The following is a 15388-nucleotide window of genomic DNA, read 5'->3' on the forward strand; positions in this document are numbered from 1 at the left end:
ATCAACATGAAAAACAGTTGTGTATTTATATTATGCTGGTTCATTGCAGCCAGCACATTTGCGCAAAAAAATAAAAGTCAGTGGGTATACCGGGGCAAGGATGGCAAACTGGTTTACAAAACCACACCCACCGGCGACAGGATCATGGATTTTTCAGCGGCCGGCTATATGGGCGGTGGCGTGGCATTGCCGACAGTTCCCATAAAACGAGTAGTAAAACCATCGGGGAATGATGATACCCAGGCCATACAAAGTGCTATAGATGAGGTGTCGGCGATGTCTTTGCAAAATGGATTCCGGGGGGCGGTAGAGCTTGCTCCGGGTACATTTACCTGTTCTGGCCCAATCCTCTTATCAACAAGCGGCGTAGTATTACAGGGTAACGGCAGCGGTGCAAATGGTACTACCATCAAAATGGTCGGCGATCATCATACTGCAATAGTAATTGGTCGGGGAAACACCAATGTGTCTTTGGGGAGAACAGAAAGAGGGGATAGTAGTGCCGTTAATACTGCTAAAACCACTATCTCGGATGCCTATGTACCATCGGGCAGTACATCTTTTAGTGTTGCCGATGGGTCCGTATTTGCCATTGGTGATACTATAGCGATCAACCGCCCGGTAACCGAAAGCTGGGTGCACTTTATGAGAATGGACGACATGTGGCGCGATGGTAAAAAAGAAACCTGGCTCAAAGCAGGTTCACGGGGTGTTATCAAAAGAAAGATAGTCGGCATAACAGGTAATAAACTCACTATTGATATTCCCCTGGCCGACTCTTATGACGCGCAGTTTTTAAATTCTCCCGGTATCGTCATCGTCAAAGCAAAGCCGGTATCGCGGGTTACGCAGGCAGGTATCGAAAATATACACATCCAATGCCCGCCGCTCGAAATTGACTATGGTCATGCTCCTTATGCAGGCATCCGTGTTGGCGGCGATGACTGCTGGGTAAAGGATGTGTATTGCGAAGAAACCATGAACACCACGGTGCTTGCCGGTAACCGCATCACCATGGAAAAGGTGATCGTGAAACACACCTACGCTAATTTGGGTGCATCAAAACCAACAGATTTTAGTTTGGAGGGAGGCCAAAACCTGATCGACCGTTGCGAGATCACCGGCGGCAACATGTATTTTGTGTGGACCTCATCCTTAATTGCCGGCCCCAATGTTTTACTCAATTGCACCTTTAGGGGTACACGCAGCCGGGTGCAACCCCATCAGCGGTGGGCGACCGGGCTTTTGGTGGATAACTGTACCGTGCCCGATGGCGGGATAGATTTTATGAACCGGGGTATCGCAGGCTCGGGTCATGGCTGGACGATGGGCTGGGCCGTAGCCTGGAATTGTATCGCCAAAACATATGTTATCCAAAACCCGCCGGGCGCGGTAAACTGGGCCATCGGCTGTATTGGCAAACGCGAACAAACCGCACGCTTATTTGACAGCGCCCCTGTTTTGCCCGACGGCAATTTCGATTCGCATGGCTCGCCTGTAGAGATCCAAAGCCTTTACCTGGCCCAGCTGGCCGAACGTTTAGGCGCAAAGGGGCTTAAAAATATAGGGTACACAGGCAATACTGTGGATATGTTCCCGAATAAACAGGTAAGCCTGTTGCCGCTAAAAACACAAAGCGATAAACTCGGCTTTAATGAGGCCATTGACCGCCCGGTAAATACCAGCGATGTAAAAGGAAGCACCCGCGAATTTGGCGGCGAAAAAGCGATCGACGGTAACCCGGCCACATACTGGCGCACCAACGATGGCGTAACCAAAGCGACGCTCGAGGTGGACATGGAAGGCCCTGTAGCAATAAACACCCTGCAGATCAACGAACAAGGCGAGCACATAAACGCCTATAAAGTCGAGGCCCAGCTGGATAGTGATTGGAAGCTGCTGACACAAGGAACCACCATCGGGAAAAACCTGGTCGTAAAATTCCCGGCAACTATTGCCTGGAAGGTTCGCCTGACTGTATCAAAAGCCAATGATTATGTGGGCATCAATAATTTCGGGCTGTATATGGAAAGGGGGAGAAGCCCGGGCAGTAAGATCTGATTCGAGCGAAAACGATTGCGTAGATTATTCCAGAGAAATGTGGTACCAAATGCCACGCGCATTGTATAGTAGTATTATAAACCAGGGTGAGTATTGTACTTGCCAAAATAAAAACCTGATGAAGAAACTTTTTATAGCATGTTTGCTGTCCGTCTTTTTTATACATAGTGTTTTTGCTCAAAAAGAGCTTTCGCGCGATGAGCGCATGAAATGGTGGCGAGAAGCCCGTTTCGGTATGTTTATTCACTGGGGCGATTATGCCCAGCTGGCCGGTATGTACAAAGGGCATGAAGTGGGGCGTGGTGGCGAATGGATCATGAACCGGGCCAAGATCCCCGTAGCCGAATACCAGGAGTTTGCCAAAAAATTCAACCCCGTAAAATATGATGCCGATGCCTGGGTAAAACTGGCTAAGGAAGCTGGTATGAAATATATTGTGATCACCGCCAAACATCACGATGGCTTTGCCATGTTTAAATCAAACGCCAGCAAATGGAACATCGCCGATGCTACTCCATATGGTAAAGATGTTTTAAAACCTTTGGCTGCGGCCTGTAAAAAATATGGTATCAAGCTGGGTTTTTATTATTCGCAAGCGCAGGACTGGAATAATCCAGGGGGCGCTGCTGCCCGCAAGGTGAGCAGCGAAGGCTGGGCAAACCCCGATTCGGCCAAAATAGATGCCTATACAGCCGAGCACACCGGGCATTGGGACCCTGCACAAACCACTTCAACCATGGCCGAGTATATCGACCGGGTAGCCGTTCCGCAGGTAAAAGAATTACTGACCAACTATGGCGATGTGGCCGTGATCTGGTGGGATACCCCAACCAACATGACCGATGAGTTTGCTCAAAAATTGAACGATGTATTAAAACTGCAGCCCAATATCATCACCAACGATCGTTTAAAACGCCCCAACTTTCCCGGCGACTATAAAACACCCGAGCAAAAGATCCCCAACCTAAGTGAGCTTGATGGTAAAGACTGGGAAACTTGCATGACCATGAATGGTACCTGGGGCTATAAAAGCTATGACCATAAATGGAAATCGCCCGAAATACTGATCCATAACCTTATCGATATCGCGTCAAAAGGGGGTAACTACCTGTTAAACGTTGGTCCAAATGCCGAGGGCGAGTTTCCGCAGGAAAGCATAGCCTCACTAAAAAAAATGGGCGAATGGATGAAGGCAAACGGCGAAGCCATATATGCCACCAAGGCAAGTCCGCTGCCTGCACTAAGCTGGGGGCGCTGCACGCTTAAACCCAATGGTAAAAATACCACGCTGTATCTATCGGTATTTAACTGGCCAGCTGATGGCAAATTGGTTGTTCCCGGTTTAAAAAACGAGATCCTTAGCGCAAAAATGCTGGCAGGCGGAGCGGCTTTAAAAACCGAAGCCTCTGGCGACGGAACAACCATAAATGTACCGGCTAATGCCACAGATAATATAGCTACCGTAATTAAAGTGGAAGTGAAAGGAGCGGTAGCTTCCCAAGCAGCAAATCAAAATGGTAAAATGAAAACCGGAGCATTGGACTAAGCCATGAAATTGAATAATCCCCTATGTTTAATTGCCGGCGTGCTGCTTACGGGCGGCACGCTCAAGGCGCAGGTTGTGCTGAAAGCTGATGGCAGCAGCGACGCCTATAAGCAAATATCGCGCGTATTAGGAGGGAGTGCCTGCGAAGTGCCGGATTGCGCCCACCCAGTTAAACATATTACCGAGGCGTTTGATAAACAGCTGAACGAATATGTGTTTGTTTTTCACAGTCATGTTAAGGAAGATAATGACCGCTGCAAAAATTTCGACCGGGAGCGGGTGGAGATCAAAACCTATAGCCCCTCTGCCGCTAATTTGAAAGGAGAGCAGGGCGAAACGGTTGAATACAAATGGAAATTTAAAATAGACAGCGGTTTTAAAGCTCAGCCCACATTTACCCACATTCACCAGATCAAGGCCGGCGATGGCGATGCCGGCGCGCCGATCATCACCTTTACGCCCCGGTATGGTCAGCCCGATCTGTTGGAGGTAATCCATACCGGGGCGGTAAAAGAAACCTCGCAGGGTGTTTTGACAAAAGTGAACCTGGCCGATTTTAAAGGCACCTGGGTTGAAGCGACTGAAACCATGCATTACGATACCCATGGCAGTTATTCCGTTACGATTAAACGGGTGGCCGATGGCAAAGTATTGTTGAATTATACCAATAAGGATATCGATCTGTGGCGAAAGGGCACATCATTTTGCCGGCCAAAATGGGGCGTATACCGGAGCTTAAAAAGTGCAGAATACATCAGAGATGAGGACGTTTATTTTGCCGATATCTCTATCAGGGAGCAATAGTTTTTGTTTTAATAACCAATTAAAAACCAATTGAATGAAGCCACAATTACTCAAAGTATCAGCAGGCCCTGCTCAGTCTTTTAGTGCAAGGCAAGACCTCATTCCGTGTATCAACAACAGGTGGCATTATCACCCCGAAATTGAACTGATCCATTTTAAAAAAGGAAGCGGAACTCAGTTTGTGGGCGATAATATCAGGCCGTTTAATGCCGGGGATATGGTGATGATAGGCACTTACCTGCCGCATTACTGGCGTTTTGACGAGGCGTATTTTTCAACAGAAGATACAGCGCCGGTTGATATCCGTGTGGCTCATTTTTGTGAGAATTTTTGGGGAAACGGGTTTCTGCAATTGCCCGAAAATAAAATGATCAAGACCGTATTGGAGAAAGCTAAACGGGGGATACAAATTACCGGTAATGCAAAGAAAGTGATTGCCGGCATTATGGAAGATCTGCTTACTGCCGAGGGTACAAAACGGATCATTTTATTGATGGAGGCGCTCAACATTATTGCGGGCAGTGATCAGGCCGAGGTTTTATCTTCCATTGGTTTTAGTCCGAATATTGAAAAATCCGGTAACGATTGTATCAACGTGATCTACGAGTACTCCATGGCCAATTTCAAAAACAAGATCCACATGGATGAACTGGCCGATCTGGCGGGCATCAGTCCCAACTCCTTTTGCCGTTATTTTAAATCGCGTACGCGCAAAACCTATTCTAAGTTTCTACTGGAGATCAGGGTGGGCCATGCCTGTAAACTGCTGATCGAAAACAAGCTGCCCCTGAAACAGCTTTGCTACGAAAGCGGGTTCAATAATTTTACCAATTTCCATAAGTATTTTAAGCAAATAACCGGTAAAAGCCCATTGAATTACCAAAGAGAGTTTATCCACACCAAAACAAGTTCCTGGTAAGGGAGAGCATCGAAACAAGTGCGGTAAAAACCCACAGACTAAAGGATGAAAAGAAAAACGCCTATTCAAGCGTCCTCGCTTGAATAGGCGTTCACGCTTGAACGGGTATAGTTTTTATCTATACTCAGCTGTCTGCGTTTTTTAATATTCACGTCATTGCGAGCGCAGCGTGGCAATCCCCTACTTACAGAGCGGACCTTCTTATTGGGGATTGCCACGTCGTTCCTCCTCGCAATGACGCGTCGAGAGAAGAGACTTACGGCCCCTCTATGCGCGAAGCGGAGAGAGGGGTGACAAGTGCAGCGATGTCGGGGGAGAGTCAATCTCGTGCGATCGATCTTTTACAGCCCCCTTATATTGTTAGGCCGGAAGCAGATTCAGGAACCCCTAAAGAGACCAAAAAGTGGGTTTACATGTAAACCCACTTTTTGAGACAAAATTTAGTTTAATGCATTGATTTTCAATAAACTAAATCAATGTAAATCATAAAAAGTGTAAACCCATGTAAACCCACTTTTAGCTACTCAACCGGGTAGGGGCCTTGTTCAAAAACGGTATCATGGTAGCCTTTGCTGCCTACATCCCGAGATAAACGGCTTCTGAAATCGATGCCCTCGCTCAGGCATTGCAGTACATAGGCAAAATCATATTTGGGTTGCCAGCCCAGCTCGGCCCGGGCACGACTGTTCACATAAACACGGTCTATATGCGGAAACATCGTCCATTGCTGAAAGGCAAAAAGTTGTTCGTAATCCGGGAAGAGCCGTTTTACCACTTCCGGGGCGTTGGTGTGGAGCATCGCCAGGTCATCCCTGGTAAACGGTGTTGTCGCCGAAATGATATAACGTCCAAACCCGATTGCCTTGGCCTTTTCAACTGCCAGGATATGCGCATCGACAACATCTTCCATTTCTACCCGGCGATACAGCAGCTCATTTGCCTGTACATTGGGCGCGCTGTATTTTCCGCGCACGGCGGCATCGTCATCCGCCTCGGGGAAAAATCGGGATGTCCGTAAAATCACTATGCCCAGGTTGTGTTTGCGGGCAAACATTTCGCACAGGTTTTCGGCCGCTATTTTGGTTACACCATAAATGTTTTTGGGAATGGGGATTACTTCTTCGGTGATCCAGGCTGCCGGCTCGCCAGCTGCAGGATTCATGGCCGCGCCAAATGTGCTGGTGGTACTGGTATAAACAAAGGTGTTTATACCGGCAGCTACGGCCTCTTCCAGTAATACCAGTGTGCCCGAAACATTGGTGTCGATAAAGTTTTGATTGCTATGCGTAGCGATGTGAGGTTTATGCAGCGTTGCCGTATGGATCACGGCATATACATTTTTCAGGCAGTTGCTTACAAATTCCCGGTTGGTTATAGAGCCCACATGATCTGTAAACGCCGATGCTTTGATATCCACACCCCTCGCTTGAACGCATTGTCCCTTGAGGCTGCGCAAAATAGCTTCGCCCAGGTGACCGGCGCTTCCGGTTACAAGAATACTCATGCAACAAAAATATCCGGTTTGCTTTAGAAAAACCAATTGCTCACAAAAAAAGACGCCTGGTGTTAGGCGTCTTCTGCAAATACAAACAGGGTTAAGGCAGGCTATATTCTGGGGAACAACCGCTGTACACTTTCCTTGGTTAAATGCCTGGGATAGGATACCTCCGCGAATTGTTCGCCATGCATAACGGAGATCTCCGACGGAAGCTTTGATCTGAAGATAGCATGAAGTTGAGCGTACGTATAATGAACGTTGTTGTTGAGCTCATACACCGCCGTAGTAAGCCCGGCATAAGCCGCATTGAGGCGTTGCTGCGGCGTGCCATGATGTTGTGGCGAGTTATAGTAATAATCGCCGGAAGCATATATGGCCGAGTAATAGGTTTTGATCTGTCCCCAAAGCCATTGTTTGGCCAGGCCCATATAATAGCCCGAAAAGAAATCGGCTTCCAGCTCCCGCTCTGATGGTTGTGCATAGTCGTTCCAGCCTACGGTAAATTGTACCCGGTGCCCCCACTCATGCGCCAGTACGCCATCAACCGGTAAGGGTGATAAAGTATTGGTATTGGGCAGCTTGCTAAACGAGTTAACCAGGTAATAAAACATCTGGTAACCGAATAAAATGCTACCATCCGGACTGGCATAGGCGTTTTTATAGTCGGCAGTGGGCTCATACAATACATGCACTTCTGCAGGGATACCCAGCCAAAAGTTACGCTGATTGGTAACCTCACCAGCAAAGAACTGGTTGTTCTGCGCTATTTTAAAATCAAAGGTATTTGCAGGGCCAATGGTACCGGAGTTGGAGTAACCGGTAGCATAGCCCAAACAGCCGGCCATATCTTTTACGCTGGCATTTTTATCGGGAGCGGGGCTATTGTCTTTTTTGCAACTGCCTAAGCCAATAGCAGCTATTGCAAGAAGTACTATTATTTTTTTCATACGATCAGTTTTAAGAAACAGCTGTTTGAATACAAAGCAGGTTATCCATATTGAAACACATACCTTTGACTCCGTTGCCGCGGGCGGTCCTTTTTGCCCCGCCGTGTTTTAGGGTAAGGCGGCTGGTCCTTGTACCATCGCCCAATGGCAATGGTATAGGCGGGTAAGGACAAAAGATCGCCGGGTTGGCTGCCCTTCGTCGAGCTATCCATCAATGCAATACCTATGATCAGTAATAGGAGGCTTTTCATTTAATGGGAGTAAAACATCAGGGCAAACCAGGTTAACCACATCTTAGTAAATAAATTTAGTTTTGGTTTTATCGTCGAGTACGATGGTTTTGGCCTCGCCCGTTTTTAAAACATAGGGGTTGGTATTGGTGCCATCGCCCAATGACATCACCTGGCTTACGAGGTATTGTTTTAAAATGGAATTGTAGTTTTTATAAAGAACAATACAGCTCTTAAACTGGGGATCAATAGTGAGCGCGGCTGAGGTTTGACCCTTAGGAAGCGGGCCTATCTTATAGGTTTTATGGCTATCGGGTGATTTATCACTATTGATCTGATCAATGGTGGTGCCTTTGAACACAGCGATATACAGTGTATCAATAGCTATTGTAAAGTTTGAGGAGCTTTGTACAGAAATGCTTGTTCCTTTATTGGCGGGGGGATCAACACCATTATCGTTTTTCTTGGAGCACGCCGCGGCAAAAATCGCTGTTGCCAACAGCATCATAATTGATATCTTTTTCATGATAATAGATTTTACCCCAAAGTAAAAGCATGCCTAAAAGCCTATCAATCGCAGAAAATTGGTGTTTTGCTTTCTACCTGTTTTCAGGTAGAAAGGGGGGTATACGAGTCATCAATAACGGTGTTCTGTACAGACGCATATTTGCGTCTCTACAATAAAAAGATAATGGCTCAGATCAACCCATTTTCAAGCGCAAGCTTGATGAGCGCAGCCGAATTGCTTACCTCAAACTTCGTCATAATGTTCCGGCGATGGGTTTCGACCGTTAAATGACTCAGGAAAAGCGTATCTGCCATCTGCGCGGTTGTTTTACCTTCGGCAATGAGGGCGAGCACCTCTTTTTCGCGCCGGGTAAGTTTGGGCAGCGAGATTGATCCAGGCGAAGCCAATTCCATTTGTATCTCATCGCCCAGGTAAATATTGTTGGTGTAAACGGCTTGTATTGCTGCCAGAAGCTGTTTCCTGTCGGCGCTTTTTGACAGGTAGCCCGATGCCCCGTTCTGGATCATGCGGGTGATGCCCGATCGTTCGGTATGAGTACTCAGCGCAATTACTTTCACAACCGGGTATTTCTTTTTGATGAGTTTGCACAGCTCGTAACCATTCATCCCCGGCAGGTTAATATCCAGGAGGATAACATCGATATTATTGTTTTCCAGAAAGCTTAAAGCATCGGTACCGTTGGTAAAAGCACCCTTGACGGATACATCCTTACTTGTGGCCAACAAGGCCCGCAAGCCCTCCAGCACCATGGGGTGGTCATCTACCAACAACAAGTTTATTGTTTTATCCATTGTTCACTTTCAAATCAATATTCACAGTGGTACCCACTTCTTTTGATGATTGAATGTCCATTGTTCCCTGCAAATATCGGGTACGGTTTTGAACATTAAATAACCCCATGCCGCTTTTATCCATGGTTGTATCCACATCAAAGCCATTGCCGTTATCCTCAACAGTAATGCTAAAATGGTTTTCACTCTGGATACATTGTACCAGGATCTCGGAGGCATTGGCATATTTTAACGCGTTGCCCAATAACTCCTGTATAATGCGGTAAATGGTTAACTGCTCCTGCTGCGACAGGTGTTTACTTAAATTAGTGGCGTAAAAATTAATAACAGTAGCCGGTGTTTGCAGGTTTTCGCACAGATCAGACACCGCCGCTTCCAGGCCAAAACGCAACAGGTTCTCGGGCATGGTATTATGGGCTATGCGGCGGAGTTCTTTAACGGCATCGGCCATTTGCTCAATAATGGGCTGCAAGCCGGGTTGCTGTGTTTGGTTGGCCTGACTTTGCAAGTGTAATTTAATACCCGCCAGCGTGCCGCCCAGGCCGTCATGCAGGTCGCGGGAGAGGCGGGTGCGCTCTTTCTCCTGTCCCTCCAGCATAGCGTTGAATGTTAATAATTGCTGCTCGCTTTCTTTTTGTTTAAGTTGCTGCTGATGCAGTATTTCGTTCTGCTCAGCGGCTCGTTTTCTGTTTTTGGCGATGGTAAAATAGGTAAGCAGCAGCAATGTCAGGATAATAAGCGCGCCCAATAAAAGCACCAGGAACAGACGATTTTTGTTAAGACTAAGCTGTTGTTCTTTTGCCTGGTTTTGCAATTTTAAGATGTCCTTTTCTTTTTTAGCCGCCTGATACTTTTCTTCCAGTCCGTTAAATTTTAGTTTCTCGTCGGTTTTGTTGATGCTATCGGCAAGGGCCGAATAGTGTTCCATCCAGTTTAACGCGGCGGTGTTGTTTCCGGTTGCTTTTTCTATCTCGTACAGTATTTTATAAATGCCAATACGATCGAGTTTTATCGTATCTTTCAGTTGCCGGTTGAGGTTATAGATCTGGTAGGCTACAGGTTTGGCAGCAGTGTAATTCTTTTGCGAATACAACACATCATATTTACCAAAAAGGATGTTGATAGAATTATACTGATCGCCAATTTGTTTGGCAACCGCCAGGGCTTCGTTGTAATTAACCAGGGCCTGATCATGCTGTCCTTGTTTTTGATACCAGTTGGCATTGCCGTAATAATACTTAAGCCAGGGGTACGATTTGGGGTAGGCCTGCAGTATCTTCAGCGCCGAATCTAAATAAGGTTTGGCTTCCTTTAATTTACTCTGTTCGGTTAAACAAAGGGCCAGCCTACTATAGTCGATCGCAAAATAGCTTTCCGTTTTTGGGCCCTTATAATCAATCAGTTCTTTTTTATAGTAATATACCGCTTTTTCGTACTGTTTAAAATTCAGGAAAGTGGTAGCCAAAGAGGCATTGGTGAACGCGATATTGCGCTCGTCTTTTGCGGCCTCGTAAAACGGAAGAACTTTTTTGATCAGGATATCGGTTGACTGTACCATGTTGCCCTGATCGTCATATATGGTAGCTATCTGGTTCCATATAGTGCCCAACAGTTCGTTTTTCCGTTTGATGGTATCGCTGATCGGAGTATCCTTTGCAATATTTAATGCCGATAATGCCAGCGGAAATTTACGGAGCGACATATAGGCTGTCCCCTCTTCAAATTTAGCCCAGGCCATGCCATAACCATTCTTTGCCTTAGAAAATATCTGATAGGCCTCTGTAGAATATTTTATAGCCGGCTCATTATGCCCGTCATTCAATCTTAAATAATTATCACTTAGCCGGAGCAGGGTAAAGCCCCTGCTGGTATCTGTTTGTGTTTTTAGCAGGCTGGTTAAACTATCCCGCCGTTTAATAAGAATGGGTACCTGAGCAACAGCATCGTCAGTGCACAAGAAGAGGCTTAATGCAAGCATTAAAAAATTAACGGTAACCGAAAAAGTTGCTTTAGGTGAAAACATGGGTTAATTGTTCTTTAACCAAGATATGCATAATATGTTTAATATATAAACAGGCAGATAGCTTCGTAATGAGCCGTCGTTTTTTGGCAAAAGCTTGTATTATACCGAAAAGGAGAAATATGTAGAGTTTATTCTACATATAATAACCGGGAAGAATAACAAAAACAATAGTTACATCCGGAATCGTAAAGAGATGGACCGTCCCAATGCCTGGGCCAGTTCCGGGTCGATCAACGGGCCCTCGCCTTGTTGTATCCATGCTCCGCGAACATCTTTCTGAATGATTATTTTTTCGCCGTTTAACAATATTTCAAGCTCTGTAGTTGCCTTGCTGATTGGCGTGGTGTTTATCTGGTAAACGTGATCTGTATCGTTATAAGTTATGCGTAGTGGCAGGCCCATCTTTTTCTCCTCGGGGGTAAATATACAATTGTTGATGATAAATCTGGTATTTTAAAGAAAACTGGTGTACGGATTGTTCATGCAGCCAGCTGATGGCTCACAATTTCTATCAGGTTATTCATCCCAAAAGGTTTGTGCAGTACACCATCTGGGGCGCCTTCCTGTTTTAAATAGGCTTCGGTATCATCGCTGTCAGTACAAATAATTACGGGGAGTGTTTGGGTTTCTTTGTTCCATTTCAGCAGGCGGCATACATCAATGCCATCTATGCCTGGTAAAACAGCGTCGAGAATAACGAGATCCGGGTGATCTTTACGGATGCTGCCAAATATATGTTCGGCACTATCAAGCGTTACCACATCATAGCCATTATTGCCCAGTATATATGACATTACTTCGGTCATCAGGCCATTGTGGTCAACAATTAGTATCTTTTTTGCCTTTATCGTTTCCATCTCTGGGTAAATATGCAAAGGCCATGCCACTGATTAACTTGATGTTACGGGGAGGGTGCTAAGAGTCAAGATATTAAGCGCCAGGAATCAAGAAAGGACTGTCCGGTACAGTCTTTAACTCTTGTTTCCTGGCCCTTGCTTCTTAATTAAATGTGGATAAACAATTCTTCTTTTGGACGGCGCACTTTGATCATTTGGCTATAACGATCATCATCGGCGCGGAAACCGACGGCGGCGATAACTGAAGCAGTTAGACCTTTTTCTTTTAATCCCAGTATTTCATCAAATTTTTCGGCATCAAAACCTTCCATTGGTCCGGCATCAATACCTTGATCAGCAGCGGCGCTTAACAATACACCCAATGCAATGTATGCTTGCTTGTGCGACCAGGCTATATTTTGCTCCCTGGTACGGCCGTTCAGTGCTCCTAAAACAACCTGCTCATAACCTTGTAGGGTTTCACGGGCAACATTACGGGTTGAAGCAACGAGGTCGATGAATTTTTTGCCAAAATCATTGTCAAGATTAGTTACCGACGCAAAAACAAACAAGGCAGATGAATCGGTGATTTGCGCCTGATCGTAACCAGCGGCGCGCAGCTTGGCTTTAGTTTCGGCATCCCGAATAACAATTACTTTGTATGATTGCAAACCATATGATGATGGTGCTAATTGCACCGCACTTAACAGGTTATCTAATTGGTCGGCTGTTAGTTTTTTAGCGGGATCGAATTTTTTGATGGCAGAGCGCCATTGTAATTTATCTATGAGTGACATATCTTTTTTTATTTGTTGGAACAAAATTAGATGTTCAAACAGTTAGAATAGTCACCAACGTGTCAATTGGGTGTTTAAACACCTAATTGACACGTTAACCTGATCTGCTTATAAATTGGCCTTCTGCTTCAGCTCATCCTCTTTCTCATCCTGCTCTTTCCTCAGGCGGCGTTTTTCCTGTCTTATATCTTTCCGGGTTTTGCCGGCGGTATCAATATTGTCTATTTTTAGCTTGTACTCTTGCTTAAGGGCTTCAATTTGCTCTTTTAGTTTTTCCTTAGCGGTTTTCTCTTTTTGCTTTTCCTGCTCCTCAGCTTTTTTAGCGGTAGTATCTTTTTTACCGAAGAGACGCTGGAAGAAGTTTGGTTTCTTTACCGGGTCTTCCAGTACAGGCATTACCTCATTGTCATCACTTTGTTTCATCAGGCTGTCGGCAGTGGCGGTATCCACCGGCGCGATGGCCCGGCGCAGGCTTTCGCGCAGACGAACGCCATAAAAGCCATAAGCATTGGTATCGCGGGCCGTATAGCCTTTTTGCGCCATTAATTTACCAATCAGGTTAAAATATCCATGCAAACCAGGACGGAGCGTTCCATCGGGCTGAAAAGCATATAAGCCACCCTTTGGATATGGTACAATGCTGGCCAGATAAATACTTTCGCCCAGGGTAAGTTCTGCCGGTGATTTGCCAAAATAGTAATGTGAGGCCTCAGATATGCCATATATGCCACGGCCCCATTCAATAATATTAAAGTAAACCTCCAACATCCGGTTTTTGGTCATCACCCGGTTATTCTCGATGATCCAAACAATCAGGATCTCTTCAATTTTACGGGCAAGCGTTTTTTCGCGGCTTAAAAAGGCGTTTTTTACCAGCTGCATAGATATACCGCTGCCTCCCCGTTTAAACTTTTTGGTTTTAAAATCGGTCACCAATGATTTGCGCAGAGCTTCTTCAACAAAACCGTGATTGGTGTAAAAGGAAGGATCTTCTGCGGTCATTACTGCATTGCGCAAGTTGGGCGAAATCTGCTCAAGCGGTGTAAATTCCGGGTTTTCGGGGCCAATCACATGCGGCGACATGGGCTTGCCTTTTTCATATGGCGTGTATACAAAAGTGCTGTTTAGCTTGGTGAGGTCGGTTTTGCCATACTTCACTATCCTGAAATTATCCTTGCTCAGGCGCGAATCAAATTGCAGATCATCGGGCTTGGATGAATCCATATAAAAGTTAAGCGCGTAGTTGAGCTTGCCCGCAACCTGTATGCCGTCCAAAGCGTCAAACATACCGGATGGGAAAGAGTCGAAGATATCAGGGGCATTTAACCAGCCGGTATTGATCTTGAGCTCATAAATTTTTACCGGGTTCAGCGTGTATTTGATAAAGGGACGAGCTGTAAGCTTTTTGATGTGAATGAGCGATGAACTATCAACAGATACATAATTGCTGCCCACAAACACATTAGCATCAATAGAAGCATCGGGGAAAACAATATTATCTGATGATATGCCCGGGTGATTGATGAGCAGGTTATGTACAGCCCATGAACCATAAATTTTTGTTTCGCCGCCGCTATGCTCCACCTTGGTAAGCTTGGTGCTGATGGTATCGAAATTCAACACCAGCCTGAATTTTTTTTGTATGATGGGCAACTCCACTTTTTTACCATCGGCATACAGTTTTACATCGATGTCTTTATCAGAGGGGTGCATTTTACCGGCTATATGCCAGGTGGCTGTGCCGTTATCCACATCAATGGTTGAGGTAAGGTTTCCGTCTTTGATCAGTGCGGTTTTAGCCAGCAGTTTTAGGCGCGTGCTGTCGTCTCTAAAACTGATTGAAAAATTATTCAGGTGCAGGTTATCCGGTATCTTGTAAAGCACTTCGTTCACCAGGTGATCGGCCAGGTCGGCCAGGTCAACCTTATCATGCGTTGCGGTAGTATCTTTTTTCTTTTTGAACAGGAAGTCGAAGTTTTTAACCCCTTTTACGCTGGTGAGGTTAATAAAGCCGTCCTGCAGGGAAACATCGGCCAGTTTGATATCGCCGACAATAAGCGGCAGCAGCTTAACACTTACAACCAGGCTCTTGATATTCAGTAAACTATCGCGCTGCTCGGGCACTATCGAGATGTCTGAAAATGCTACTGTGCTGGAGCCTGTAAAGTGGGCCGAGCCTATTTTTACATCTAAATTATAATCCCTCCTGGCTTTTGCTTTAGCTTTGCTGATGGCTTTTTGAAGCAAAGCCTCGCGTTTTGAATAGGCAATGTAGCCACCTATTAAAAGGATAAGCAGTAAGGGTATCAGTATAAATGCGGCTATGCGTATGTATTTAGGATTAAGACGCTTCATGTGTAAATTTTTCCAAAACTAAACTAAATCTTATCCCCTGCAAACGGTTGTT

14 protein-coding genes are annotated in these 15388 nt (G+C 45.7%); 4 read left to right on the forward strand and 10 right to left on the reverse strand.

The features are described 5' to 3' along the window. Positions 1-6: 6 nt before the first annotated feature. The 4 genes from ACTJKG_RS03580 (at position 7) to ACTJKG_RS03595 (ending at position 5330) form a co-directional block, all read left to right on the forward strand. Positions 7-2061, forward strand: coding sequence for a discoidin domain-containing protein (locus tag ACTJKG_RS03580; RefSeq protein WP_440738379.1), 2055 nt, complete (start codon positions 7-9; stop codon positions 2059-2061). A 118-nt stretch (positions 2062-2179) separates the two neighbouring features. Continuing rightward, positions 2180-3607 (forward strand): alpha-L-fucosidase, encoded by a 1428-nt coding sequence (locus ACTJKG_RS03585; RefSeq protein WP_172334207.1) that lies wholly within the window; start codon positions 2180-2182, stop codon positions 3605-3607. Positions 3608-3610: 3 nt separating this feature from the next. Next, positions 3611-4411, forward strand: a complete 801-nt coding sequence (locus ACTJKG_RS03590; protein ID WP_172334206.1) for a heparin lyase I family protein — start codon at positions 3611-3613, stop codon at positions 4409-4411. A gap of 34 nt (positions 4412-4445) precedes the next feature. Further along, complete coding sequence (locus tag ACTJKG_RS03595) at positions 4446-5330, forward strand: AraC family transcriptional regulator (RefSeq protein ID WP_172334205.1); 885 nt, start codon at positions 4446-4448, stop codon at positions 5328-5330. A gap of 520 nt (positions 5331-5850) precedes the next feature. On the opposite strand, the gene ACTJKG_RS03600 is transcribed toward ACTJKG_RS03595, so the two are convergent. The 10 genes from ACTJKG_RS03600 to ACTJKG_RS03645 form a co-directional block, all read right to left on the reverse strand. Further along, positions 5851-6834, reverse strand: a complete 984-nt coding sequence (locus ACTJKG_RS03600) for an NAD-dependent epimerase/dehydratase family protein (RefSeq protein ID WP_440738380.1) — start codon at positions 6832-6834, stop codon at positions 5851-5853. A gap of 101 nt (positions 6835-6935) precedes the next feature. Then, on the reverse strand, positions 6936-7775 hold the full coding sequence (locus ACTJKG_RS03605; RefSeq protein WP_172334203.1) for a hypothetical protein: 840 nt from the start codon (positions 7773-7775) through the stop codon (positions 6936-6938). A gap of 41 nt (positions 7776-7816) precedes the next feature. Continuing rightward, the gene (locus ACTJKG_RS03610; RefSeq protein WP_440738381.1) at positions 7817-8026 is read right to left on the reverse strand and encodes a hypothetical protein; all 210 of its coding nucleotides are present in this window, start codon (positions 8024-8026) and stop codon (positions 7817-7819) included. Between the two features lie 43 nt (positions 8027-8069). Then, positions 8070-8531 carry a hypothetical protein gene (locus ACTJKG_RS03615; protein WP_440738382.1) on the reverse strand — a complete coding sequence of 154 codons (462 nt, stop codon included), beginning with the start codon at positions 8529-8531 and terminating at the stop codon, positions 8070-8072. 170 nt (positions 8532-8701) lie between these two features. Further along, entirely contained in the window at positions 8702-9325 is a 624-nt protein-coding gene (locus tag ACTJKG_RS03620) for a response regulator transcription factor (protein ID WP_172334200.1), read from the reverse strand. Beyond that, a complete protein-coding gene (locus ACTJKG_RS03625) occupies positions 9318-11348 on the reverse strand; it encodes a tetratricopeptide repeat-containing sensor histidine kinase (protein WP_440738383.1) in 2031 nt (676 codons plus the stop codon). The genes ACTJKG_RS03620 and ACTJKG_RS03625 overlap by 8 nt, the downstream gene beginning before the upstream one ends. 171 nt (positions 11349-11519) lie before the next feature. Further along, positions 11520-11750: a hypothetical protein gene (locus ACTJKG_RS03630; RefSeq protein WP_172334198.1), complete on the reverse strand. Its 231-nt coding sequence runs from the start codon at positions 11748-11750 to the stop codon at positions 11520-11522. A gap of 77 nt (positions 11751-11827) precedes the next feature. Next, a complete protein-coding gene (locus tag ACTJKG_RS03635; RefSeq protein WP_172334197.1) occupies positions 11828-12205 on the reverse strand; it encodes a response regulator in 378 nt (125 codons plus the stop codon). A 146-nt stretch (positions 12206-12351) separates the two neighbouring features. Further along, a complete protein-coding gene (locus tag ACTJKG_RS03640) occupies positions 12352-12981 on the reverse strand; it encodes an NAD(P)H-dependent oxidoreductase (protein ID WP_440738384.1) in 630 nt (209 codons plus the stop codon). 108 nt (positions 12982-13089) lie between these two features. Beyond that, entirely contained in the window at positions 13090-15336 is a 2247-nt protein-coding gene (locus ACTJKG_RS03645; protein ID WP_440738385.1) for a transglycosylase domain-containing protein, read from the reverse strand. Between the last annotated feature and the right edge of the window lie 52 nt (positions 15337-15388).

It is taken from the genome of Mucilaginibacter sp. 22184 (genome assembly GCF_052045695.1).
Taxonomy (GTDB): Bacteria; Bacteroidota; Bacteroidia; order Sphingobacteriales; family Sphingobacteriaceae; genus Mucilaginibacter.

What these genes read in the sequence shown, in the direction of transcription:
- ACTJKG_RS03590 (WP_172334206.1), top strand. Translation starts at nt 3,611, where the DNA reads ATGAAATTGAATAATCCCCTATGTTTAATTGCCGGCGTGCTGCTTACG.
- ACTJKG_RS03630 (WP_172334198.1), bottom strand. Translation starts at nt 11,750, where the DNA reads ATGGGCCTGCCACTACGCATAACTTATAACGATACAGATCACGTTTAC.
- ACTJKG_RS03580 (WP_440738379.1), top strand. Translation starts at nt 7, where the DNA reads ATGAAAAACAGTTGTGTATTTATATTATGCTGGTTCATTGCAGCCAGC.
- ACTJKG_RS03595 (WP_172334205.1), top strand. Translation starts at nt 4,446, where the DNA reads ATGAAGCCACAATTACTCAAAGTATCAGCAGGCCCTGCTCAGTCTTTT.
- ACTJKG_RS03635 (WP_172334197.1), bottom strand. Translation starts at nt 12,205, where the DNA reads ATGGAAACGATAAAGGCAAAAAAGATACTAATTGTTGACCACAATGGC.
- ACTJKG_RS03620 (WP_172334200.1), bottom strand. Translation starts at nt 9,325, where the DNA reads ATGGATAAAACAATAAACTTGTTGTTGGTAGATGACCACCCCATGGTG.
- ACTJKG_RS03625 (WP_440738383.1), bottom strand. Translation starts at nt 11,348, where the DNA reads ATGTTTTCACCTAAAGCAACTTTTTCGGTTACCGTTAATTTTTTAATG.
- ACTJKG_RS03615 (WP_440738382.1), bottom strand. Translation starts at nt 8,531, where the DNA reads ATGAAAAAGATATCAATTATGATGCTGTTGGCAACAGCGATTTTTGCC.
- ACTJKG_RS03610 (WP_440738381.1), bottom strand. Translation starts at nt 8,026, where the DNA reads ATGAAAAGCCTCCTATTACTGATCATAGGTATTGCATTGATGGATAGC.
- ACTJKG_RS03600 (WP_440738380.1), bottom strand. Translation starts at nt 6,834, where the DNA reads ATGAGTATTCTTGTAACCGGAAGCGCCGGTCACCTGGGCGAAGCTATT.
- ACTJKG_RS03640 (WP_440738384.1), bottom strand. Translation starts at nt 12,981, where the DNA reads ATGTCACTCATAGATAAATTACAATGGCGCTCTGCCATCAAAAAATTC.
- ACTJKG_RS03645 (WP_440738385.1), bottom strand. Translation starts at nt 15,336, where the DNA reads ATGAAGCGTCTTAATCCTAAATACATACGCATAGCCGCATTTATACTG.
- ACTJKG_RS03585 (WP_172334207.1), top strand. Translation starts at nt 2,180, where the DNA reads ATGAAGAAACTTTTTATAGCATGTTTGCTGTCCGTCTTTTTTATACAT.
- ACTJKG_RS03605 (WP_172334203.1), bottom strand. Translation starts at nt 7,775, where the DNA reads ATGAAAAAAATAATAGTACTTCTTGCAATAGCTGCTATTGGCTTAGGC.